Source organism: Salinisphaera aquimarina (genome assembly GCF_042643355.1).
Classification (GTDB): Bacteria; Pseudomonadota; Gammaproteobacteria; order Nevskiales; family Salinisphaeraceae; genus Salinisphaera; species Salinisphaera aquimarina.
Map to the genome: position 1 here is coordinate 357,022 of NZ_JBHRSS010000001.1, position 19,624 is coordinate 376,645.

At 63.2% G+C, this 19,624-nt stretch carries 23 protein-coding genes; 9 read left to right on the plus strand and 14 right to left on the minus strand.

Annotated features, from left to right (window positions below; translation table 11 throughout):
- Nucleotides 1-131: 131 nt before the first annotated feature.
- From ACFOSU_RS01650 to hemB, 3 genes are read right to left on the minus strand one after another with little or no spacing between them, the layout of a single operon-like run.
- Entirely contained in the window at nucleotides 132-887 is a 756-nt protein-coding gene (locus ACFOSU_RS01650; protein WP_380685805.1) for a class I SAM-dependent methyltransferase, read from the minus strand.
- A complete protein-coding gene (locus ACFOSU_RS01655; protein ID WP_380685807.1) occupies nucleotides 874-1,605 on the minus strand; it encodes a hypothetical protein in 732 nt (243 codons plus the stop codon). Before ACFOSU_RS01655 ends, ACFOSU_RS01650 begins: the two co-directional genes overlap by 14 nt.
- Before the next feature lie 45 nt (nucleotides 1,606-1,650).
- On the minus strand, nucleotides 1,651-2,652 hold the full coding sequence (gene hemB, locus ACFOSU_RS01660; RefSeq protein ID WP_380685809.1) for a porphobilinogen synthase: 1,002 nt from the start codon (nucleotides 2,650-2,652) through the stop codon (nucleotides 1,651-1,653).
- 106 nt (nucleotides 2,653-2,758) lie between these two features.
- On the opposite strand from hemB, the gene arsS reads away from it, so the two are divergent.
- The 4 genes from arsS (at nucleotide 2,759) to ACFOSU_RS01680 (ending at nucleotide 5,273) form a co-directional block, all read left to right on the plus strand.
- Nucleotides 2,759-3,715: an arsenosugar biosynthesis radical SAM (seleno)protein ArsS gene (arsS, locus tag ACFOSU_RS01665; RefSeq protein ID WP_380685811.1), complete on the plus strand. Its 957-nt coding sequence runs from the start codon at nucleotides 2,759-2,761 to the stop codon at nucleotides 3,713-3,715.
- A gap of 92 nt (nucleotides 3,716-3,807) precedes the next feature.
- Nucleotides 3,808-3,957: a hypothetical protein gene (locus ACFOSU_RS01670; protein WP_380685813.1), complete on the plus strand. Its 150-nt coding sequence runs from the start codon at nucleotides 3,808-3,810 to the stop codon at nucleotides 3,955-3,957.
- A gap of 3 nt (nucleotides 3,958-3,960) precedes the next feature.
- Nucleotides 3,961-4,524 carry a sigma-70 family RNA polymerase sigma factor gene (locus tag ACFOSU_RS01675; protein ID WP_380685815.1) on the plus strand — a complete coding sequence of 188 codons (564 nt, stop codon included), beginning with the start codon at nucleotides 3,961-3,963 and terminating at the stop codon, nucleotides 4,522-4,524.
- Nucleotides 4,524-5,273 carry an anti-sigma factor gene (locus ACFOSU_RS01680; RefSeq protein ID WP_380685817.1) on the plus strand — a complete coding sequence of 250 codons (750 nt, stop codon included), beginning with the start codon at nucleotides 4,524-4,526 and terminating at the stop codon, nucleotides 5,271-5,273. The genes ACFOSU_RS01675 and ACFOSU_RS01680 overlap by 1 nt, the downstream gene beginning before the upstream one ends.
- Nucleotides 5,274-5,440: 167 nt before the next feature.
- Here the strand turns inward: ACFOSU_RS01680 and ACFOSU_RS01685 are convergent, their stop codons facing one another.
- Nucleotides 5,441-6,280, minus strand: coding sequence for a DUF547 domain-containing protein (locus ACFOSU_RS01685; protein ID WP_380685819.1), 840 nt, complete (start codon nucleotides 6,278-6,280; stop codon nucleotides 5,441-5,443).
- Between the two features lie 50 nt (nucleotides 6,281-6,330).
- Nucleotides 6,331-7,275, minus strand: coding sequence for an alpha/beta fold hydrolase (locus tag ACFOSU_RS01690; RefSeq protein WP_380685821.1), 945 nt, complete (start codon nucleotides 7,273-7,275; stop codon nucleotides 6,331-6,333).
- A 585-nt stretch (nucleotides 7,276-7,860) separates the two neighbouring features.
- Here ACFOSU_RS01690 and ACFOSU_RS01695 point away from each other — a divergent pair.
- Entirely contained in the window at nucleotides 7,861-8,685 is an 825-nt protein-coding gene (locus tag ACFOSU_RS01695; protein ID WP_380685823.1) for a hypothetical protein, read from the plus strand.
- 54 nt (nucleotides 8,686-8,739) lie between these two features.
- Here ACFOSU_RS01695 and ACFOSU_RS01700 read toward each other — a convergent pair whose 3' ends face one another.
- Both ACFOSU_RS01700 and ACFOSU_RS01705 read right to left on the minus strand, forming a co-directional pair.
- On the minus strand, nucleotides 8,740-9,624 hold the full coding sequence (locus ACFOSU_RS01700; protein ID WP_380685825.1) for an FkbM family methyltransferase: 885 nt from the start codon (nucleotides 9,622-9,624) through the stop codon (nucleotides 8,740-8,742).
- A 211-nt stretch (nucleotides 9,625-9,835) separates the two neighbouring features.
- Nucleotides 9,836-10,807 carry a malate dehydrogenase gene (locus ACFOSU_RS01705; protein WP_380685827.1) on the minus strand — a complete coding sequence of 324 codons (972 nt, stop codon included), beginning with the start codon at nucleotides 10,805-10,807 and terminating at the stop codon, nucleotides 9,836-9,838.
- Nucleotides 10,808-11,054: 247 nt separating this feature from the next.
- Here ACFOSU_RS01705 and ACFOSU_RS01710 point away from each other — a divergent pair, with 247 nt between their 5' ends.
- The 4 genes from ACFOSU_RS01710 to ACFOSU_RS01725 are packed head-to-tail and all read left to right on the plus strand — an operon-like array spanning nucleotide 11,055 to nucleotide 15,710.
- Complete coding sequence (locus tag ACFOSU_RS01710; RefSeq protein WP_380685829.1) at nucleotides 11,055-12,311, plus strand: NAD(P)/FAD-dependent oxidoreductase; 1,257 nt, start codon at nucleotides 11,055-11,057, stop codon at nucleotides 12,309-12,311.
- Nucleotide 12,312: 1 nt separating this feature from the next.
- On the plus strand, nucleotides 12,313-13,086 hold the full coding sequence (locus tag ACFOSU_RS01715) for a DUF1365 domain-containing protein (RefSeq protein WP_380685831.1): 774 nt from the start codon (nucleotides 12,313-12,315) through the stop codon (nucleotides 13,084-13,086).
- A gap of 27 nt (nucleotides 13,087-13,113) precedes the next feature.
- Nucleotides 13,114-14,346, plus strand: a complete 1,233-nt coding sequence (locus ACFOSU_RS01720; protein WP_380685833.1) for a class I SAM-dependent methyltransferase — start codon at nucleotides 13,114-13,116, stop codon at nucleotides 14,344-14,346.
- Nucleotides 14,343-15,710, plus strand: a complete 1,368-nt coding sequence (locus ACFOSU_RS01725) for an MFS transporter (protein WP_380685835.1) — start codon at nucleotides 14,343-14,345, stop codon at nucleotides 15,708-15,710. The genes ACFOSU_RS01720 and ACFOSU_RS01725 overlap by 4 nt, the downstream gene beginning before the upstream one ends.
- Nucleotides 15,711-15,725: 15 nt before the next feature.
- Here ACFOSU_RS01725 and ACFOSU_RS01730 read toward each other — a convergent pair whose 3' ends face one another.
- The 7 genes from ACFOSU_RS01730 to ACFOSU_RS01760 are packed head-to-tail and all read right to left on the minus strand — an operon-like array spanning nucleotide 15,726 to nucleotide 19,620.
- Nucleotides 15,726-16,346, minus strand: a complete 621-nt coding sequence (locus ACFOSU_RS01730) for an SCO family protein (RefSeq protein ID WP_380685837.1) — start codon at nucleotides 16,344-16,346, stop codon at nucleotides 15,726-15,728.
- Nucleotides 16,343-17,233 (minus strand): cytochrome c oxidase assembly protein, encoded by an 891-nt coding sequence (locus ACFOSU_RS01735; protein WP_380685839.1) that lies wholly within the window; start codon nucleotides 17,231-17,233, stop codon nucleotides 16,343-16,345. The genes ACFOSU_RS01730 and ACFOSU_RS01735 overlap by 4 nt, the downstream gene beginning before the upstream one ends.
- 17 nt (nucleotides 17,234-17,250) lie before the next feature.
- Entirely contained in the window at nucleotides 17,251-17,736 is a 486-nt protein-coding gene (locus tag ACFOSU_RS01740; protein WP_380685841.1) for a YiiD C-terminal domain-containing protein, read from the minus strand.
- 7 nt (nucleotides 17,737-17,743) lie between these two features.
- On the minus strand, nucleotides 17,744-17,935 hold the full coding sequence (locus ACFOSU_RS01745; protein ID WP_380685843.1) for a hypothetical protein: 192 nt from the start codon (nucleotides 17,933-17,935) through the stop codon (nucleotides 17,744-17,746).
- Nucleotides 17,932-18,108: a hypothetical protein gene (locus ACFOSU_RS01750; RefSeq protein ID WP_380685845.1), complete on the minus strand. Its 177-nt coding sequence runs from the start codon at nucleotides 18,106-18,108 to the stop codon at nucleotides 17,932-17,934. The genes ACFOSU_RS01745 and ACFOSU_RS01750 overlap by 4 nt, the downstream gene beginning before the upstream one ends.
- Nucleotides 18,083-18,685, minus strand: a complete 603-nt coding sequence (locus tag ACFOSU_RS01755; protein ID WP_380685847.1) for an SDR family oxidoreductase — start codon at nucleotides 18,683-18,685, stop codon at nucleotides 18,083-18,085. Before ACFOSU_RS01755 ends, ACFOSU_RS01750 begins: the two co-directional genes overlap by 26 nt.
- Nucleotides 18,682-19,620, minus strand: coding sequence for an acetyltransferase (locus tag ACFOSU_RS01760; protein WP_380685849.1), 939 nt, complete (start codon nucleotides 19,618-19,620; stop codon nucleotides 18,682-18,684). The genes ACFOSU_RS01755 and ACFOSU_RS01760 overlap by 4 nt, the downstream gene beginning before the upstream one ends.
- Between the last annotated feature and the right edge of the window lie 4 nt (nucleotides 19,621-19,624).

Genomic DNA, 19,624 nt, shown 5'->3' on the forward strand with positions numbered 1-19,624 from the left:
CACACTGCGTTGAAAAGACGAGCATTTCGTGGGTCGACGGGCTGGCGTGCCGGGGCTGTGCGTCTCGCCGGTCGGTTCCCGTGTTTGCGGCGAGTTGCAGGTGGCCGCAACTCGCCCATGGAGGTCTGCTTCTACCGGCCGTCGCCGGGCATGACCCGGGAGCGCCAGTACGCCAGCCGGCTGGACAGGCGCGACTTGCGGGTGGCGGTGATCGATTTCCTGCCCGTCGCCACTTTCTGCGCCCAGGCCCACGACTGATCCTGAACCCTGAAATTGGAATAGTCGGGATGCTGACTGACCAGCAGGTGAAAGATCGCGGCGACGTTCGGCTCTTCGACCTGGTCGGGCGATAGCTCGCGCGCGCTGACGCCGTCGCTCGCGTCCTTGCCCTTGGCCACCGCGTCCGCGTAACGCCAGTTGTAGTCGTCGAACAGAATCCAGCCGCCGGGGCGTAGCAGTTTGTCGGCCAGGAAGAAGGCCATGCCGTCGATCGTCCAGTTCTTGCTGCCGTCGATGAACACGAAGTCGTAGCAGGGCGTGCACTGGCCGTCGCGCGTCTGCGCTTCGATGGTTTTTTTCAGAAACCAGTTGTAGGAGTTGATCTCGCGTTGAATCGACACCCGGTCGGGCAGTCCGAGACGATCGAGGGTGTGCTCGATCGTAGGCTCGAAATCGCGACTGAGTTCGATGTCCACGCTGGTCAGGTGGCCGCGGCCGAGTTCATCGAGCGCGGCCGCGATGTAGCCACTGCCGGCGCCGTGGGCGAAGCCCAGTTCGAGGCAGTCGACGGGCTTCTCGGTGAGCAGAAAATCGTAAAGAACGCGTGCCGAATGCCGCGATATATGCGGAATGCCGGCCAGTTCGCGCGCGGCGTCACTGAATTTCATGGACGAGTCGTTCTCCTTGTGGCCAGCGGGCCAGATACGTACGCAACCAGCGTCTGAAAAAAAGCCATTCCGCATCCGACAGGGCACCGCGGGCCGTGCTTTCGAGCAGCTTCAATGTCTTGGCCAGCCCGGTGCCGAGCGCGGCCGGCGTTCTGGGTACGCGGATGTCGTTGTCGATCCACAGGATCGAGGCGTCTTCGAGTACGCACAGGTTATCGAAATGCGCGTCCTTGTGAATGTAACCGTGGCCGTGGACCCGGGCCAGCTGCTCGGCGAGCGCGCGCAGAAAATCCTGGCGGTGCGCAGCGTCCGTGTCGTGGCGTATCAGCATCAGTGACGAGGTGAACGCCGGCAGCGGGCGCATGAACAGCGCGGATTCGAATCGGGCCAGGGGCGCGGGCGTCATGCCCCAGCCGTAAACCTCCGGGGTCTGCAGGCCGATGGCGGCGAGCATGCGGTTGCCCTCGAATTCACGCTGTCCCTGGCAGGCCAGATACTTGCGAATGCTGTCGCGCGGTTGGCTGCGCGGCATGGCCAGCTTGATCACGCAGGGCCATGGATCGTCCGTGCGATAGATGCGCGAATGGGGTCCGCTATGCAGCAGCTGCCATTGCCCGGCGTCGGCGGGCAGGACGAACGCCGGCGGCAGGGCGAGCCGCCAGCGACTGTTCGTGACCGGCAGACGATGCCAGCGTGGCTTGAGCGATGTCGGATGCAACGGGGTCGATTGCGCTGATGCGAAACCGACGATTGTGCCCGTTGCCTATTCGTTGAGCCAGCGCGCCGCGTCCTTGGCGAAGTAGGTCAGCACACCGTCACAGCCGGCGCGCTTGAAGCTGCCCAGGCATTCGAGCACCGCCTTGCGCTCGTCCAGCCAGCCGTTGTCGATCGCGGCCTTGAGCATCGCGTATTCGCCCGACACGTGATACGCGAAGGTGGGCACGCCAAAGGTCTGCTTCACCCGATGGATGATGTCGAGATACGGCATGCCGGGCTTGACCATGACCATGTCGGCACCTTCGGCGAGGTCGAGTGAGACTTCGCGCAGGGCCTCGTCGGTGTTGGCGGGGTCGATCTGGTAGGTGCGTTTGTCGGCCTTGCCCAGATTGGCCGACGAGCCCAGCGCTTCGCGGAACGGGCTGTACAGGCTGGAGGCGAACTTCGCGGCATAGGACATGATCAGCGTGTTCACGTGGCCGCTGTCTTCGAGTGCCGTGCGCATGGCCTGGATCCGGCCGTCCATCATGTCGGAGGGCGACACGATATCGACCCCCGCATCGGCGTGGGCGAGGGTCTGGGCGACCAGAATATCGATGGTCGGGTCGTTGAGCACATAACCGTCGTCATCGATGACGCCGTCCTGGCCGTGGCTGGTATAAGGGTCCAGAGCCACGTCGGTCATCACGCCCAGCTGCGGGAACTCACGCTTTATCGCGCGGATCGCCTGCGGGATTAGGCCATCCGGATTGGCGGCCTCGGCCGCGTCGGGGGTCTTCTTGCCCGCATCGATGACCGGGAACAGCACGACCGCGGGGATGCCGAGTGCGACGACATCTGTGATCTCGCGCATCAGCTCGTCGAGTGTGTGCCGGCGCACGCCGGGCATGGCGGCGATCTCGAGCGACTCGCCTTCGGTCACGAACAGCGGATAGATCAGATCATCCACGCCAAGTCGTGTTTCGCGTGCGAGACGACGGGAAAAATCGTGGGCACGCGCACGACGCATGCGGGTGGCGGGATAGCGACCTGGAAATGAACTCGGCATGAGCACTGTACGTAGCGAATTGTCTGCCCGTTACATAGGTCGCGACTGGGTCGGTTTCAACTCCTGTTAAACTCGGGTAATAAAGAAAAGGCTTTGAAATAACCTTATGCTGCCTGTGGCCCGCCCTTCTAGTAATACCGATTTTCCGTGTATTCGTCGCGATGCATTGCATACGCTGCAGATGAATCTCGGCTATCTGTGCAATATCGCCTGCACCCACTGCCACGTGGAGGCGGGCCCGAAGCGCACCGAGCTCATGGATCGCCAGACCATGGACGAGGCGCTGGCGTTCATCCAGGCCCAGAATATTCGGTGTCTCGATGTCACTGGCGGCTCACCGGAAATGAATCCGCATTTTCGCGATTTCATGCGTGATGCGCGCGCGCTCGGCGTCCATCTGATGGACCGCTGCAATCCGACCATCATCGAGGAGCCCGGCTACGAATGGGTGCCGGGTTTTCTCGCTGAAAACGAAGTCGAGGTGATCGCCTCGCTGCCCTGCTATACCGCCGACAACGTGGACACGCAGCGCGGCAAGGGCGTGTTCGACGCCAGTATCAGTGCCCTGCAGAAACTCAATGCCCTGGGCTACGGACAGCCCGGCAGTGGCTTGGAGCTGAATCTGGTCTATAACCCGGTGTCGCCGGTGCTGCCGCCGCCCCAGGAAAGTCTGGAAGCGGATTACAGCCTGTTTCTGAAAGAAAAATTCGGAATCGTGTTCAATAACCTGTTCACCATCGCGAATATGCCCATCAAGCGTTATGCGCATATGCTGCTGCGCGAAAACCGGATGGGTGAGTACATGGCGCTGCTGCGCGGCGCCCATCGGGACGAGAACGTTGCCGGTGTGATGTGCCGCGGCCTGGTCAGCGTCGACTGGCAGGGCTATGTCTACGACTGCGATTTCAACCAGATGCTCGATATGCCGTTGGGCGACGGAGGTACGGTCCATATCCGGGATATCATGCATCGGGATTTCGCGGGGGGCGCGATCGCTGTTGGCGATCACTGCTATGGCTGTACCGCGGGTCAGGGCAGCAGCTGTGGCGGCGCGCTGAGTTGATACCCGTGCCGGCAGGCGCGCGACCAGCATGAATTGAGTCGCCCGCAGTTTGCAGCCAAACTAACTTGGATACCCAGGAGTCGAATTCACGCATGAGTAGTGCCCACGTTTGTGAACGCGCGTTCGAGCGCCGGGGCCGGGCGGTACATGCGCCACGCCCGTCGGCACGCCCCGCGCCGCGCGCCCGGCGCATCGCCCTGGATTCAGCGTCTTCCCCTGCGCTGCTCGATGAGGTGTCCTAGACAATGGCCGAACGCGAACAGCTGGCCGAATGGCTGGTGGCCACAGCCGAGGGCGATCAGCAGGCATTCCAGAGTCTATATGCTGCGACGTCCGCGCAACTCTATGCGCTATTGCTGCGTATCCTGCGAAACCCGGAACGGGCACAGGACGCGCTACAGGACGCCTATGTCCGCGTCTGGCAGAAAGCCGACACCTATGCCCCGGATCGGGGCGCGCCGTTGACGTGGCTGTTGTCGATCGCCCGTTATCGCGCGCTGGACATGCTGCGACGCAAGCGCCCGGAAGTGGCGATGCCCGAGGAGCCCGACATGATGGCCACGCTGCTCGAAGATGAGCGCTCGTTGTCGCCGGTCGAGGAGAATGAAAACCAACAGTCGCTGGATGCGATACGAGTCTGCTTGAAAACCCTGCAACCGCAACAACGCGACAGCGTGCTGCTCGCCTATTACGAGGGCCTGACTCATCAAGAACTCGCCGAGCGCATGGATGCGCCTCTCGGTACCGTGAAAAGCTGGATCCGCCGCGGCCTGATCCGGCTGCGTGAATGTCTGGCGGAGAAGGCGTGATGGCCGAATCCGATTCACAAACACCGATCACGCAAGCCGGTGAATACGTGCTTGGCACGCTCGACGCGCAGGCGCGCGGCCACTTGGAACAACAGCTGGGTCACGACACCGAGGCCCGGCGCGAGGTGAGCTACTGGGAGCAGCGTCTGGGTTCGCTCGGGCTCGGGCTTGCACCGGTTACGCCGCCCGAACATGTCTGGACACGCATCGAGGACCAGATCGCGATGGGCCGCACGGTGCCGATCGGCTCCGGGCGGCAAGCGGCGGCCCCGCCGAAAACGTCGAGCGGTATCGGCATCTGGCGTGGCATTGCCCTGGCGGCATCGCTGGCGGCGCTGGTGCTGGCCGGATTGCTGGTTGCCGGGTCAGGTCTGCGCTCGGGTTCGTCGGCGACCGTCGAGCCTGCTTATGCGAGTGTCGTCTACGACCAACCCACGGGCATGAGCTGGCTGGTCACGGCAGAACAGGGAAGCCATATCGTCAGCGTTCTTGCCATGGGTGATTTCGACGTACCCAAGGGCAAGGTGCTGCGCGCCTGGATCAAGCCCGACAACGGTCAGCCGATGCCGATGGGTGAGTGGCCGCACACCAATGGCGATCATCAGATGACGGTATCGGATGCCGTCGCCGAATCGATGGGCGACCCCGCTCAGTTGATGGTCACGATGGAAGATGCGGATGTCGAGGATCAGGCGGCGCCTGAAGGCCGTCTGATGTGGACATCGCCGATAGGGCGCCATACGAGCTGATCGGTAGAGGCGGGTCCGCGGGCTGTTCTGATGTGTGGCCGATATCGGCTGCCGTCGCGACGACGTTCGCCTGTTGTCGGCTGCAGTCAGCTATCCGGTCTGTTCAGCCATATGGGCGTGCAGTGGTGGTTCCGACATTGGCACGCCGGTTGCCCTCGCGTGGGGCGTTATTTTGTGTTGATCGATGCGGTCTTGATTGCACTTTCCTCGTTGAGTGCCCAGTCGTAGGTGTAGCCGTCGATACTGCCGAGCGCGTCCAGTTCAGCGGATAGCTCCGGGGCGGCGAATTCGCGCAGGTGACTGATGATTGCCCGTGGCGTGCCGCCGAAATCCCGCCCGTACCAGTCATAGATTTTCGACAGGGTGAGCCGGCCGTTGTCCAGATCCACGCCCTGCGGACTGTTGATGTAGTCGCGGGCATTGGCGCGCAGCTGCGAATCGACATTCTCGCCGGTGTAGGCTTTTGCGCTCAGGCTCGGGCAACTCATCGACGCACAGTTGACCCCGTAATGGGTCATGCCGTCGTGCCAGATCGGGCGCAGTATGCGGTGTTCGATATCGTTCAGGCTCAGCTTCTCGTCTTCGACGCTCACGATCTTGTCGTCCCAGGGCCCGGATGAGAACAGCCCGCCGCCGATATCGCGGATCGACTCCACCGGATAGGATTTCAGCACCACGTCGAGTGTGGCCGCGTTGTAGAGATTGATCCAGAACGCGCGTTGCACGTCGCGATTGTAGTCATCGATGTGAATATTCTGCATGGCTTGCAGATAGGTTTCCAGCTGCTGTCTGCCCGCGCTGTCCACATCGGCATAGCGCACGCCGTTGGGCCCATTTTCATGCGCCACGACGTATGTGTTCAGAAATGCATCGTAGCGGCTGTGATCGATCGTGGCGGTCGCATCGGCATCGTGCGCTTGCCAGCGCGCCCACAGATCCGCTTTCGGCGCGGCGAGGGCCGAGCTGGCAATGCACAGGGTGACGAAAACGACAGCGAGAAAACGCATGGCAGCTCCGTGGAAATGACGGCAGGCGGTATCGATAACGCGCGCCGGCGTCAGCGAATTGCCGATAGATGACGTTCGATCCAGGCACGAATATCGCCGGTCACGGTATCCGCGATATGTTCGTGGAGCAATTCATGGCGCGCATCCGCGTACAGATGCAAGTCGATGTCGCGCTGACCGTCGTTGTCAAGCGATCGGGCCAGACGCGTGGGGCCGCGGCCGAAGCCCCCCATCGGATCGTCCAGGCCGGCCACGAGCATCAGCGGCAGGTGGGCCGGCACCCTGCGTCGCGCGTGCGGGGTATGGGTGCGGACCATGCCCTTGAACAGCCGCCGCCACGTGTCCGTGCGCATGGCAAACCCGCAGTGCGGGTCGGCCTCGTAGGCATCAAGCGCGGGGCTGTTGCTGGTTATCCACGCGTTTTTTCGTACTTTCATGCCCAGACGTTTTTTCAGTTTCACGTCGTAGGCGCCGAGCGTCATGCGTTGCAGCAGCGCGCTGCTGCCGGTGGGGTCGACGCGGGCCGACTCCAGGGTGGCGACGAGGGCGCCGAGCCGGCACATCATGCGGTTGGGCGTATCGGTGCCACTGAGTATCGCGCCGGCATAGTGCGCCCCGTGTTTCTGAAGCACGCGCAATGCGATGAAGGAGCCAAGGCTGTGGCCGAACAGGAACACCGGGCGTTGTCCGACGCTATCCATTACGTGTGTACGGATACGCTCCACGTCATCGACGAGCGTATTCCATGTTGCCGATGTCCCTAGATAGCCGTGATCGACAGCCATCGTGGTCGCGCCGTGACCGCGCAGATCGAAGGCGTAGGTATCGATGCCCGCCGCCGCCAGATGCGCAGCGAATGCGTCGTAGCGCCGGGCATGTTCGGCCATGCCGTGAATCAGCACCAGCGCGGCGCGCGGCGGGGCGGCGGCGTGCCAGTGGTAGGTCGCCAGTTCCGTATCGTGGTCGGCACTTACGTGCAGCGAGTCGAACGCCATCCTGCAGCCTGCCGGTGGAGAATCAGGAAAAGCATACTTTCATAGAATCCTGGCGGCAGCCAATGCGCCCCGAACACGTGGTTTTACCGAGCGTCTGGCCTGGACGTACGTTCTCCGCGGCCCGAGGTCAGGCCGCGCTGTCAAACAATTCGCCAACGCCTCGCAACACCGTTGAAAAACTCGCCGCGCGGTCGCGCTGGGCCGATCGGCCTGAAATACGTCAGTGGTCGTGGTGCACGGCAAATGTCCAGGGCTTGCTTTAGAATTACCCGCTCGAAACCACAGGTGGCTGGCAGAGCGCCGCGGTGCCAGCAATGCCGGTCGAGCGCGGCTGCTTGTGCGGCGGCCGAGGCATTTGTATCGCGAACGTTCAGCTAACGCCCCGCCATCCATGATGGGCCGCGCTCCGGTCAGTGGATGGTCGCTCGAGTCGATATCCATTGCGATGTCGGACCTTGGCGGCATGCAAGAAATGTCGGTCCTGCTGGAAGACGACGGGCTTTTGGCTCCGGTGTCATCGGGCGGACGAGACAGGGCAGAGCGCAACGAAGTCGTAGGCACCGTCAATGGACCGAACTGAACAACATGGCTGATCAAGAAAATAGCGCCGACCGGCGACCGTTGGCCCGGCAACTGCGCCATCGCAGACGCGAGGCGGCATGGCGTGCGCGGCTGTTGTTCGGCCGCGGTTACGGCACCATTCAAGGCCAGACGCAGCCCGATCCGGCCTGTCCGGAGCTGGCTGTGGGCGCGGTTGCCATGGGTGACAAGTATGCCGACTGGTGCCTGACGATGATCACGTCACTGCGCGCGCGCGGCCAGTATCGTGGGCCGATTTATGTGATCACGGATCTGCCGGCGCTGTTTACGGACCTCGAAAACGTGCGGGTGCTGGCCGTACCGTCGACGCGCCACCGGCTGATCGCAAAGGGCTGCAAGCAGGTCCTGATGCGGTTGATCGATGAGCCGGTATTTCTCTATCTCGACTCCGACCTGGTGATCACCTCGCCGTTGCGCGAGTGGTACGACACCATGAAGCCCTGCCTCGCGGACGTGCCGGTGCTGTGCTATTCCGACGTCAAGCCCTACGACAATGCCTATCACGGCGGCGTCGTGCTCATCGACGTCAAGCGCGGTATGCCCATCGTCAAACGTTGGCAGCAGGTGGTGCGCAGCGGCGCCTGGGGGTCCGATCAAGCCTGTCTCTACAGCGTGGCCGGTGACGACGGGCCCGGTCATCTGCCGGATACCGGGTTCATGTTCCTGCGCAACCTGATCAATCATGAAGATCAGATCACCTGCATCGTGCATGTCACCAACGGTGCGCTTCGGGATTATTCGCGTGCGGAACTCGAATCCTATCTGTCGGAAAAACTGGGCGTCACCCGAATCCCGAGTTCCTTCGACTGAGGGCAAGACGCCTGGCCCGGTCGATTGCAGCTGACCGGCGGGTGTCGCGGGCTCTCAATGCATTGGCGGGATGCTGGATTCGGCAGGGACGCAGAATATGATGTCGTATTTGCGCCGATAGGGTGCGCTCAGTACCTCGGGTGCGATCGAGCAGGGATCGGTCGCGCACAGGATTCGATAGTCCGTGGGAAGCAGCGCGCGTAGTGCCTCGATACCGCCGCGCTCTTCCATGGTGTCGGTCAGCCACTCCAGAAACACGACCGGGCGGTCACGGGCGATGGTGTCGACCAGGCCGCTGATGACCTCGAGCTCGTGTCCCTCGACATCGATCTTGATGGCGCTGACTTTCTGTGTCGCCGCAATCAGTGCATCCCCTTTTTCGACCACCATGGCCACGGGTGACACACCCTGACGTGGCTTTTCGAACCCCGAGGCGCCGGAATTGCCGGCGGCGTTGCGATAGAAATCGAGCGTCTTTTTCTCCGAGGAGAGCCCGAGCTGGAGTGGCTGGATGCGCAACCCGGGATTGCGCCGGCAGTTGTTTTCCAGCACGGCGAACGTATGCGGGTCGGGCTCGAACGCCAGCGTCTGCGCAAAATGAGTCGCCAGGGCCAGACTGTAGTTGCCGGCATTGGCGCCGACGTCCAGAAACATGCCGTCAGCATCGGCGAAGCTGAGCCGGATGAAATCCACATACGGGCGTTCATACCAGCCGTTCTTGAACATTTCCCGGCCGACGAAATCGGCCAGATCGACATGGATATCGCGATCGTCGAAGCGATAGCTGACATGGCCATGTCTGGCGAGGCGATCGTCGATGCCCCAGCGCTTGAGTACACGCAGCATTCGGCGACGTGCGTGATAGGAACGCGCGCGTACCGTACGGAACAGCATAGCCAGACCGGCGGGCAGCGTGTGTGTGGTTTGATCCTGACTCATCGAGGCGTGTTCCGGTCGCGCCGTAGTCGGGGCGCGCGAGTGGTGAAATGCGTCGAGCGGTTCGGCAACAGCGATTCCCACCGCCGATGTGTAACCATTACTCGCGTATCGAGACCCAATGGTACGTTGCCGGTAAAAAAAACGGGCCGCGCACAGCGCAGCCCGTTCGGATCACGCATGGCGCCGGCAAGAGCCGGGCGCCGCGGCAAGGCTAGATCAGGTCGGAGACCGCCTCGCGCTCTTCACGCAACTCCTTCTCGGTGGCCTGCATGCGATCGCGGCTGAAGTCGTCGATGTCCAGATCCTGGACGATCGTGTATTCGCCGTTCTTACAGGTGACCGGGAAGGAATACATGATGCCTTCGGCGATGCCGTAGCTGCCGTCAGCCGGAATGCCCATGCTGACGATGCCGTCGCTGCCCTGGACCCAGTCGCGCACGTGATCGATAGCCGCCGAGGCCGCCGAGGCTGCACTGGAGGCGCCGCGTGCTTCGATGATGGCCGCGCCGCGCTTCTGCACCGTCGGGATGAAGTCGTTTTCGTACCAGTCGCGATCGACCTGCTCCAGCGCCGGCTGGCCCTTGACGGTGGCCTGGCTGATATCCGGGTACTGGGTCGCGCTGTGGTTGCCCCAGACGATCATCTTCTCGATATCGGTCACCTGGGTGCCGGTCTTCTGTGCAAGCTGACTCAGCGAGCGGTTGTGGTCCAGCCGCATCATCGCCGTGAACTGGCGGTTGTCCAGATCCGGGGCGTTGCTCGCGGCGATCAGCGCATTGGTATTCGCCGGATTGCCGACCACCAGCACCTTCACGTCCCTGGAGGCGTTGTCGTTGAGCGCCTTGCCCTGAACCGAGAAGATTTCGCCGTTGGCCTTGAGCAGATCCGAGCGCTCCATGCCCTTGCCGCGCGGACGCGAGCCCACCAGCAGCGCGATATCCACGTCCTTGAACGCTTCATCGGGCTTGTCGGTGCCGGACACGCCATGGACCAGCGGGAAGGCGCAGTCGTTGATTTCCATGATCACGCCCTTGAGCGCATCCATGGCCGGCGGAATTTCCAGCAGCTGGAGAATGACCGGCTGATCCGGGCCCAGCATGTCGCCGGCGGCGATCCGGAAAATGAGCGAATAACTGATATTGCCGGCGCCACCGGTAATGGCTACGCGTACGGGGTCTTTCATGACTGCTCCTTGCGAAACGTTCTTGGGAAACGGTGAATCGGGTCGCGATCGCCGCGCCAGCGACGGATAATTACGATTTTTTCGATAAACTCCGCCCTCGGCCCAGCCTGCGGCCGGCGGCGACGCGACGTTCAAAGCCGGGGCAGAGCATAGCCGAAACACGAAAACGGGTAAAAAGCATCCGCCCGGCGCCGATAGCCGTAGAGCCCTAGCGACGCGTTGCGTCCGTCATCAACCAAGGAACAATATGCAGCGAATCGCCATCATCGGTAGTGGAATCTCGGGGCTGGGCGCGGCCTGGCTGCTCGATGGTCACGCCGATGTCACCGTATTCGAGGCCGCCAATCGCGCCGGTGGGCATGCCAATACGGTGATGGTGGGCGAGCAGCCGGTCGATACCGGCTTCATCGTGCTCAATGATCGTAACTATCCGTATTTTCAGGCGTTACTCGCCGAACTCGAGGTCGAGACGATCGCCAGCGACATGTCGTTCGCGGTCTCGATCGGTGGTGGGGCCATCGAATGGGCAGGTGACAACTGGCGCACACTGTTCGCGCAGAAATCGCTGCTGGTGGACCGCGCCCACTGGCGCATGATCGCCGACATCCTGCGCTTCAACAAGCAGACCAAGGCGCTGATCGCCGACGACGCGTTGCCGTCCATGTCGCTGGGCGAGTTCCTGGATCGTCACGGCTATAGCGAGGCCTTCGCCGCGCGCTATCTGCTGCCCATGGCGGCGGCTATCTGGTCGACGCCCACCGCCGGCATGCGTGCGTTTCCGGTCGCTGCATTCCTTCGCTTCTTCGACAACCACGGCCTGCTCGAAATCGCCAACCGGCCGCAGTGGCGCACGATCGTGGGCGGCAGCCAGCGCTATGTACAGGCGATCGCCAAACGCCTCGGCCCACGGCTGCGCCTGGCCACGCCGATCGCACGGGTGCACCGCGGCCCGACCAGCGCGCAGGTGGAAACCGCCGCCGGCGAGACGCTCGAGTTCGATCAGGTGATCTTCGCCTGCCACGCGGATACGACCTGCAAGCTACTGAGCGACGCGAGCATGGATGAGCGCGCGATACTGTCGGCGTTCGATTTCCAGACCAATATCGCCTATCTGCACAGCGATACCGCGCTGATGCCGCGCCGGCGTTCGGTCTGGGCGGCCTGGAACTATGCCGCCGATCGCGACGTGGTCGACGACCAGTGCGTGGCGGTGAGCTACTGGATGAATCGCCTGCAATCGATTCCGGGGCCCACCGAATACATCGTAAGCCTGAATCCGCTCACCGAGCCAGCCGCTTCCAGCCGCATCCGCGAAATCGAATACGACCACCCGGTGTTCGATGCCGGGGCGGTCGCCGCCCAGCAGAAACTGCCGTCGATCCAGGGCGTCAATCGAGCGTGGTTCTGCGGTGCCTGGTGCGGTTTCGGCTTTCATGAGGACGGGTTGGCATCGGCCACCCGCGTAGCCCAGGGACTCGGTGTGACGGCACCCTGGACGGCCTGAGATGAACGCGGCCGGCGTGCTCTATCGTTGTAAGGTGATGCATCGGCGCCCCGGCGCGCCACGCTATCGCTTTGTCTATCGCAGCTTTTATCTGCTGCTCGATATCGACGCGATCGACACCGCCTGCGCCGCCTCACCGCTGATATCGCGCAATCGCTTCAACCTGCTGTCCTTCCATGACGCCGATCACGGTGCCCACGAGAAGGGCAGCAACCTGCGTGAATGGATCGAGGCGCTGCTCGACACGCACGGCGTGGCGCTGGCCGGCGGCCGTGTGCAACTGCTGGCGATGCCGCGAATGCTGGGTTACGGCTTTCATCCGATCAGTGTCTTCTATTGCGAGCATGCCGACGGCGGCCTGCGCGCGATCGTGGTCGAGGTGCACAACACCTTCGGCGAGCATCATTTCTATGTGCTGCACGAGTACGGGGCGCCCATGGTCTGGCGCGAGGCGCGCAACAAGGCCAAGCAGTTTCATGTGTCGCCGTTTTTCGATCGCAGCGGCCAGTATCGTTTTCATTTCACCCAGCCGGCCGATACCTTCGGTGTGGGCATTCGTTTGTACGACGAAAGCGGCGACGGCCTGCGCATCACGACCACGTTGACCGGCGAGCAGCGGGTGCTGAACAGCCGCGAAATCCTGCGTGCGGTAATCACGATGCCGTTGATGACGTTCAAGGTGACCGCGGCCATTCACTGGCAGGCGCTCAAGATATGGCTGCGTGGCGGCCTGTTTCATCGCAAGCCCGATCCACAGCGCCCCAATATTTCCTAGGGCCTGTTCACAGCAGATTCGAGACTCATGGATTCAACCAGCCACGCCACCAATCATGCCACCAAGCAGAAGGGCGACCCGCAGAACTGGCGCGAGCGTCAGGTCGTCACGCGTCTTGATCGCATGCACACCGGCCGCCTCGAAGTCACGCTGCCGAATCGTTCGCTGGCGATATTCCAGGGCCATCGGCCGGGCCCGTCGGCCGCGTTGAGCATCCGCTCGCCGGCCATGGTCACGCGCCTGTTCAAGGCCGGATCGGTGGGTTTTGCCGAAGGCTATATGGCCGGCGAATGGGACTGCCAGGATCTGGCCGGCCTGATCTACCTGCTGCATCTCAATGAAGACGCGCTGGAGCCGGATTTCTCGCGCCTGCAGCATCTGTACACCTTTATGAGCGCGGTGCGCCATCGCCTGCGCCGCAATTCCAAGACCGGCTCCAAGCGCAATATTGCCTACCATTATGATTTGGGCAACGACTTCTATGCCCAGTGGCTGGACGAAACCTGGACTTATTCATCGGCGCTTTTCGAACACGCCGAGGAGGATCTGGCCACCGCCCAGCGGCGCAAATACGCGCGCCTGCTCGATCGCCTGGACGCGAAGCCGGGCGAGCACGTGCTCGAAATCGGCTGTGGCTGGGGTGGCTTCGCCCGCTATGCGGCCGAGCACGGCGGCCTGCACGTCACCGGGCTGACGCTATCCACCGAACAGCTGCGCTTCGCCCAGGAACGCACCCAGGCGGCGGGTCTGTCCGAGCAGGTGCATTTCGAACTGCGCGACTATCGCGACGTGCGCGCGACCTACGACCACGTCGTGTCGATCGAGATGTACGAAGCGGTGGGCCAGGCCTATTGGCCGTCTTATTTCAAGGCGATCCACGATGCGCTGCGTCCGGGCGGCCGCGCGGCCATTCAGGCCATCACCATCGAGGATGCGCGTTTCGACTACTACCGCGCCAACGTCGATTTCATTCAGGAATATGTGTTTCCGGGCGGCATGCTCGCCTCGCCCGAGATATTCCGGACCGAGGCCGAAAAACAGGGCCTGAAGACGCTGGAAAGCGATTTTTACCGCCGCGACTATGCGCGCACGCTGATGCGCTGGGACGCGTCCATTCAAGCGGTGCGCGACGAGATCGTCGCCGAGCGCGGCGAATCCTTCTACCGCATGTGGCGTTATTATCTGGCCTACTGCGCGGCGGGCTTCACCTCCGGCAATATCGATCTCATGCAGACCTGCCTCGAGCGCGCGCCCGAGTGAGCGGGACCGGCAAGGCCCACCGCTACCCGCTGTCGCAACTGCTGCCCTACGGCCTGCTGGGGCTGCCGCTGGCGGCGCTCGGCCTGCCGCTGACGGTGTTCCTGCCGCCGTTCTATTCCGAGATGCCGGGGCTCAATACCGGTATTGTCGGGGTGATGATATTCGGCGCGCGTCTTTTCGATGTAATCACCGATCCGGCCATCGGTACGCTGTCGGATCGCACCGGCCTGTCGATGGGCCGGCGCCGCCCCTATATCGCACTCGGCACGCCGATTCTCATGATCGCGGCGTGGTTTCTGTTCGTCCCCGGCCCGAGCGCGAGCGCGGCGTATCTGCTGATCTGGAGCATGCTCGCCTATCTGGGCTGGACGCTGATCTATCTGCCCTATACGACCCTGGGCGCGGAGATGTCGAGCGACTACGATGAACGCACGCGCATCACCGCCTGGCGCGAGGGTTTCTTCGTACTCGGCACCATGGTTGCGATCATGCTGCCGGCCGGCGTGAGCAAGGTCGCGGGCGGGCAGGCGGCCGGGCTGGAGGCGATCGCGATATTTTTGCTGGTCGCGCTGCCGATCGCCGCCATCCTGTTTCTGTGGCGGGTGCCCGAACCGCACGGCACGCGCTCGAACGTCAAATGGGCCGAAAGCGTGAAGCTGCTGGCGGCCAACGCACCGTTTCGCCGACTGCTGATCGCCTATCTGCTCAACGGTGCCGCCAACGGCCTGCCGGCGGCCCTGTTCCTGTTCTTCGTCACCGGTATTCTGGGCGCCAGCCAGGCTACCGCCGGCATCTTCCTGGCGATCTATTTCCTCTCCGCCGTGCTCGGACTGCCCGTGTGGTTCCGGATCGGCAGGAACTGGAGCAAGCACCGGCTGTGGTGCGCGTCGATGCTGTGGGTGGCATTCGTGTTCATCTTCACGATGACGCTATCCACCAATACCTACAGCTTCGTTGTTTATACGCTCATCTGTATTCTTGGCGGTTCCTGCCTGGGTGTGGATCAGGCCACCGCGGCCTCGATTCAGGCCGACGTCATCGACGAAGATACGGCCGCGGGCGGCGATGGCCGCGCCGGCCTGTATTTCGGGCTCTGGGGCATGGCCACCAAGCTGGCTTTCGCCGTGGCGCTCGGTATCGCCTATCCGGTGTTGTGGCTGGCGGGTTTCGAAGCCGGCCAGTCCAACGACGCGACCGCGCTCTGGACGCTTGCCGCGCTCTATGGCCTGTTGCCGGTGGCGATAAAACTCGGCGTGGTGGCGTTCATGTGGAATTTTCCGCTGGATCGGCGCCGGCACGCCGAATTGCAGGAGCGAATCGGACGCGGTGACGCGACGGCCCGGCCCGGGGAAGCCGGCGCCTGAGCGCTCGTCGGACGCCTAGCCTTTCGGGTCGTCCTGATGAGCGAGCAGGGTTTTCAGATCGGCGCTCAGCTGGTCGATCGTCTCGCTCTGGTTAGCCAGCAGCCGCGCGCGCCCCTGACTGTCGAACGCGAAGATCGCGCTGCTGTGCGATACCAAATAAAAGCCGTGGTCGTTGGGCTCGCCGTAGCCGTAGGTCACGCGGTAGCGCTTCGACAAGGCCCGAAGCTGCTCCTGGCTACCGGTCAGGCCGACGAAATCGGGCCCGAAGCTGGAGGTGAACTGGCGGATGCGCTCGAGGCTGTCGCGCTTGGGGTCGACGCTGACGAACAGCACGTCGACCTTGTCACGCTGGGCTTCGTCGAGGCCGCCCAGGGCGGCGCGGATGCGCGCCATTGTCGCCGGGCAGATATCGGGGCAGTTGGTATAGCCGAAGAACAGCAGGCGCAGATCGCCCGCGTAGTCGTCGGCGTCGACTTTCTTGCCGTTCTCGTCGGTAAGATTGAACGCGAGATTAGGCATCACGCCCTGAATATCGTGGGCGGTGTAGTCGGGCGTGTCGCTGCCGCAGCCTGAGAGCACGAGCGCCAGCCCGAGCACGGCGGCGCGTAGAAAGGAAAAAAGAGATGGTTGGATCATATCGGTTGGCTTTCGGTCGGAGACGAAGAGGGCGGGCGCGTATTCGACGCGATTGGATCGCGGGCTAGGGCGGCGGCTCGCTCGTGGTTGAAACCGAGACGCAGCAGGATGAGGGTCGCGATGACGCTCATCATGGCCGCGGGGATCCAGGTGATCAGGCCGCCCAACTGCTGATCGACGATCGGCGAGATCGGGAACGCGCGACCGCAGACGGCATACACGTCATAGACGGTGTGCTGGGCCAGCGCGATATAAGCGCCAATCACGATCTGCGGCGGCATGACCGCCCACAGCACGATGATTCGCAGCCCCACGGAATAGGTTGTCGGTGTCGTGCCGGGCCGGCGGGGGTCGAGCATGAACCACCAGAACAGCAGTCCGTCGAGCGCCATGGACAGATTCATCACCCAGTAGTCGCGCAACGACAGCATGGCGGTGAAATGGATCGACGGCGTCAGCCAGAAATAGATCAGGCCGACGAACAACAGCGCACTGATTACCGGGTGCTGAATAAAACGATAGGCCCAGGTGACCGGCGGCAGCGTGCCCAGCAGGCGAACGCCGGCGTTGAGCCAGTACGGCGCGCCGGTCGCGAGCACCGCCGTGGGCATGGACAGCGCGATCAGAAACGGCCCCAGATGATGCAGGATCAGATGCTGGCCGCGATGAATGAAGAACATGTACTGGGCGAAATAGTCGACGTGGGTCTGCATGACCACGTACATCGACAGTAGTCCGAGGAAGAAAGCGATCGCCGGAAAGATGTCGCGGGCGCGCCGGCGCCGGGCCAGGCCACGGATATAGCAGCCGGCTGCGAGCGCGAATAACGCGATCAGCCATGGGATCGGCTCCCATGGGGTGATCCAGCGAACAAGTTCGGACACCATGAATTCCCGGGCAAATGTCAGACGTCGACGTGGGCGCTATTGTCCGCCGAACGCGCCCGGGCTACAAAGCGGGCGGTCAGTTCGAACGCCGCCGGCGTGTGCGCCGCGTCGTCGATGACCACGGTCAGGTCGATACGCGCGCGTTGTCGGCGTTGGAATGTGTCGATGTAACGCTGTTCATCGGCAGGGTCGCGCTGGATGATGCGCGCCGATAGTGGTCCGTGCACGGGCCGGTTGTACCAGGTGCGTGCGTTCTGTACCACGATATCGGCGTCCAACCCCGCGACGTTGAGCAGCCAGTTGCTCTGGGCGAAACCGCAGACCAGCGCCACGATATACAGGCTGCCGCCAAACGCGCTGCCGTGCATGTTGCGGTTGGCGTCAAACGGCGCGTCGGCGCGAATGCGGCCGTCGTCGGCGAGCGCGAGCGTGATCTGCGCCGCCTGTGCGAGCGGAATGCCGTCGCCGACCTGGGCCTGCAGACGGGCGAGCGAGGCGGTCACGACCGGCCTATTGTTTCCAGTTGTCGTCTTTGCGTTCTTCCCGGCCCCAGGCATCGTTGTCCAGGTCCTTGAGCTTGCTGCGATCGACGTGCTTGAGGTCTTCGCGGGTAGTCGCGATCTGCTTGCGTGCCCATTGCAGCAGGCCGAAGGCCGCCACGAGCACCACGATGGCGACGATGATCCAGACGATGGTGTTCATGAGTGACGCCCCGCGACGCATTTGATGAGCGGAAAGTAGACGGCGTAGGGAAGCCGCTGCAACAGCTTGAGGATATACGACAGCCGCCGCGGAAAGGTGATTTCGAAGCGCTGCGCGGCCAGTCCCTTGCGGATACGGCGCGCGGCGTCATCCGCTTCGATGATGAACGGCATGGGAAACCGATTCTTGTCGGTCAGCGGCGTGCGTACGAAGCCGGGCGTGATCACGCTGGTAACGATCCCGTAGGCGTCCAGATCCGGCTTGAGGCTCTCTGCGAGCGCGATCATCGCCGCCTTGGACGAACAGCGCACTGCCGGGCATGCCGCGAAAACCCGCCACGCTGGCGGTGAGGGCGATATGGCCGTGGCGCCGTTCGCGCATGCGCGGCAGCACCGCGCCGATACCGTTGACCGTGCCGCCGTAGTTGACCTGCATGCGTGACTGCACATCGGCGGCGTCGAACCGGTCGATCGCAAAACGACTGCCCACGCCGGCGTTGAATACTGCCAGATCGATGGGGCCGAGCGTGGCCTCGATAGCGGCTGCGGTCGCCTCGTTGGCGGCCGCGTCGGTGACCTCGAGCACGAACGAATGGATAGCGTCGGGCGCCTGCGCGCACAGAGCCTGCAGGCGCTTGGAGTCGCGTCCGCTGGCGGCGACCTGCCAGCCGTGCGCGGCCATCTCCAGCGCAAGCGCGGCGCCGATGCCCGAACTCGCGCCCGTGATCCAGACCACACCCCGGGCGCTCATGACGGCGAGGCGGGCGTGTTCTCGAATCGGGTTCCGGGTTGGCGCGGATCCTGAAGGGCGCTGACTTCGATGTCCTTTTCGGCCCAGACTCCTTCGAGCCAGCGCTTGAAGCGCGCGCGGTAGTCTGCATCGCCCATGTAGTCGCCGACCATCAGATCGGCGGGCACGTCGAGCTTGCGCACGCGGATCACGATCTGCGGCACGCGCCCGCACAGCACATCCCAGAACTTGGGCTCCGGCTGATTGACATAGGCGAACGTCATGTCGAGCACGCCATCGAGCACGCCGTGCATGGCGTTGAGCGTGAACGCGGTGCCGCCGGCCTTGGGCGGCAGCAGCGCGCGATACGGCGAATTCGCTGCCTTGCGCTTGGCCGCGTTGGAACGGGTGCCTTCGGCGAAGTTGACCACCGACACCGGCTGTTCGCGAAACACCGCACAGGAGCGGCGTACGGTTTCCATGTCCTGGGTGCGCAGGGCCGGATTCTTCTCGATCTCGGCGCGGCTGTGGCGCTGCATGAACGGAAAATCGAGCGCCCAGCAGGCCAGCCCCACGACCGGTAGCCAGCGCAGCTGTTCCTTGATGAAATAGCGCGGAAACGGCAGCTGCGGCTCGATCACATGGCACAGCAGCATGACGTCGGCCCAACACTGATGGTTTGCGATCACCACGTAGCGGCCGTTCGGGTCGTCGGGCACCTGCTGGTCGTAGGTCACACGCGAGCGGCCCATGCCCAGAATCGCGGCGTTGATGCCGCGTGCCCACCAGACTGCGACCCAGAGCACGACCCTGGTCGCCGGCCTGCGTAGTGCCGGCCAGGGCGACAACAGCTTGATCAGACACGACGGCAGCAGCGGAATGAAGCCGAGCAGGGTGACGAGCACCATCAGCACCACGGCAATGGCGCCGCGCAGGTTTTGCAGGACTCGTGTCATGGAC

Bases quoted from the DNA above. Each gene is read 5' to 3' on its own strand.
- ACFOSU_RS01680 (WP_380685817.1), top strand. From the start codon at position 4,524: ATGGCCGAATCCGATTCACAAACACCGATCACGCAAGCCGGTGAATAC.
- ACFOSU_RS01700 (WP_380685825.1), bottom strand. From the start codon at position 9,624: ATGAGTCAGGATCAAACCACACACACGCTGCCCGCCGGTCTGGCTATG.
- ACFOSU_RS01670 (WP_380685813.1), top strand. From the start codon at position 3,808: ATGAGTAGTGCCCACGTTTGTGAACGCGCGTTCGAGCGCCGGGGCCGG.
- ACFOSU_RS01715 (WP_380685831.1), top strand. From the start codon at position 12,313: ATGAACGCGGCCGGCGTGCTCTATCGTTGTAAGGTGATGCATCGGCGC.
- ACFOSU_RS01750 (WP_380685845.1), bottom strand. From the start codon at position 18,108: ATGCCGTTCATCATCGAAGCGGATGACGCCGCGCGCCGTATCCGCAAG.
- ACFOSU_RS01720 (WP_380685833.1), top strand. From the start codon at position 13,114: ATGGATTCAACCAGCCACGCCACCAATCATGCCACCAAGCAGAAGGGC.
- ACFOSU_RS01735 (WP_380685839.1), bottom strand. From the start codon at position 17,233: ATGGTGTCCGAACTTGTTCGCTGGATCACCCCATGGGAGCCGATCCCA.
- ACFOSU_RS01745 (WP_380685843.1), bottom strand. From the start codon at position 17,935: ATGAACACCATCGTCTGGATCATCGTCGCCATCGTGGTGCTCGTGGCG.
- ACFOSU_RS01695 (WP_380685823.1), top strand. From the start codon at position 7,861: ATGGCTGATCAAGAAAATAGCGCCGACCGGCGACCGTTGGCCCGGCAA.
- ACFOSU_RS01690 (WP_380685821.1), bottom strand. From the start codon at position 7,275: ATGGCGTTCGACTCGCTGCACGTAAGTGCCGACCACGATACGGAACTG.
- ACFOSU_RS01755 (WP_380685847.1), bottom strand. From the start codon at position 18,685: ATGAGCGCCCGGGGTGTGGTCTGGATCACGGGCGCGAGTTCGGGCATC.
- ACFOSU_RS01650 (WP_380685805.1), bottom strand. From the start codon at position 887: ATGAAATTCAGTGACGCCGCGCGCGAACTGGCCGGCATTCCGCATATA.
- ACFOSU_RS01730 (WP_380685837.1), bottom strand. From the start codon at position 16,346: ATGATCCAACCATCTCTTTTTTCCTTTCTACGCGCCGCCGTGCTCGGG.
- ACFOSU_RS01685 (WP_380685819.1), bottom strand. From the start codon at position 6,280: ATGCGTTTTCTCGCTGTCGTTTTCGTCACCCTGTGCATTGCCAGCTCG.
- hemB (WP_380685809.1), bottom strand. From the start codon at position 2,652: ATGCCGAGTTCATTTCCAGGTCGCTATCCCGCCACCCGCATGCGTCGT.
- ACFOSU_RS01760 (WP_380685849.1), bottom strand. From the start codon at position 19,620: ATGACACGAGTCCTGCAAAACCTGCGCGGCGCCATTGCCGTGGTGCTG.
- ACFOSU_RS01705 (WP_380685827.1), bottom strand. From the start codon at position 10,807: ATGAAAGACCCCGTACGCGTAGCCATTACCGGTGGCGCCGGCAATATC.
- ACFOSU_RS01710 (WP_380685829.1), top strand. From the start codon at position 11,055: ATGCAGCGAATCGCCATCATCGGTAGTGGAATCTCGGGGCTGGGCGCG.
- ACFOSU_RS01675 (WP_380685815.1), top strand. From the start codon at position 3,961: ATGGCCGAACGCGAACAGCTGGCCGAATGGCTGGTGGCCACAGCCGAG.
- arsS (WP_380685811.1), top strand. From the start codon at position 2,759: ATGCTGCCTGTGGCCCGCCCTTCTAGTAATACCGATTTTCCGTGTATT.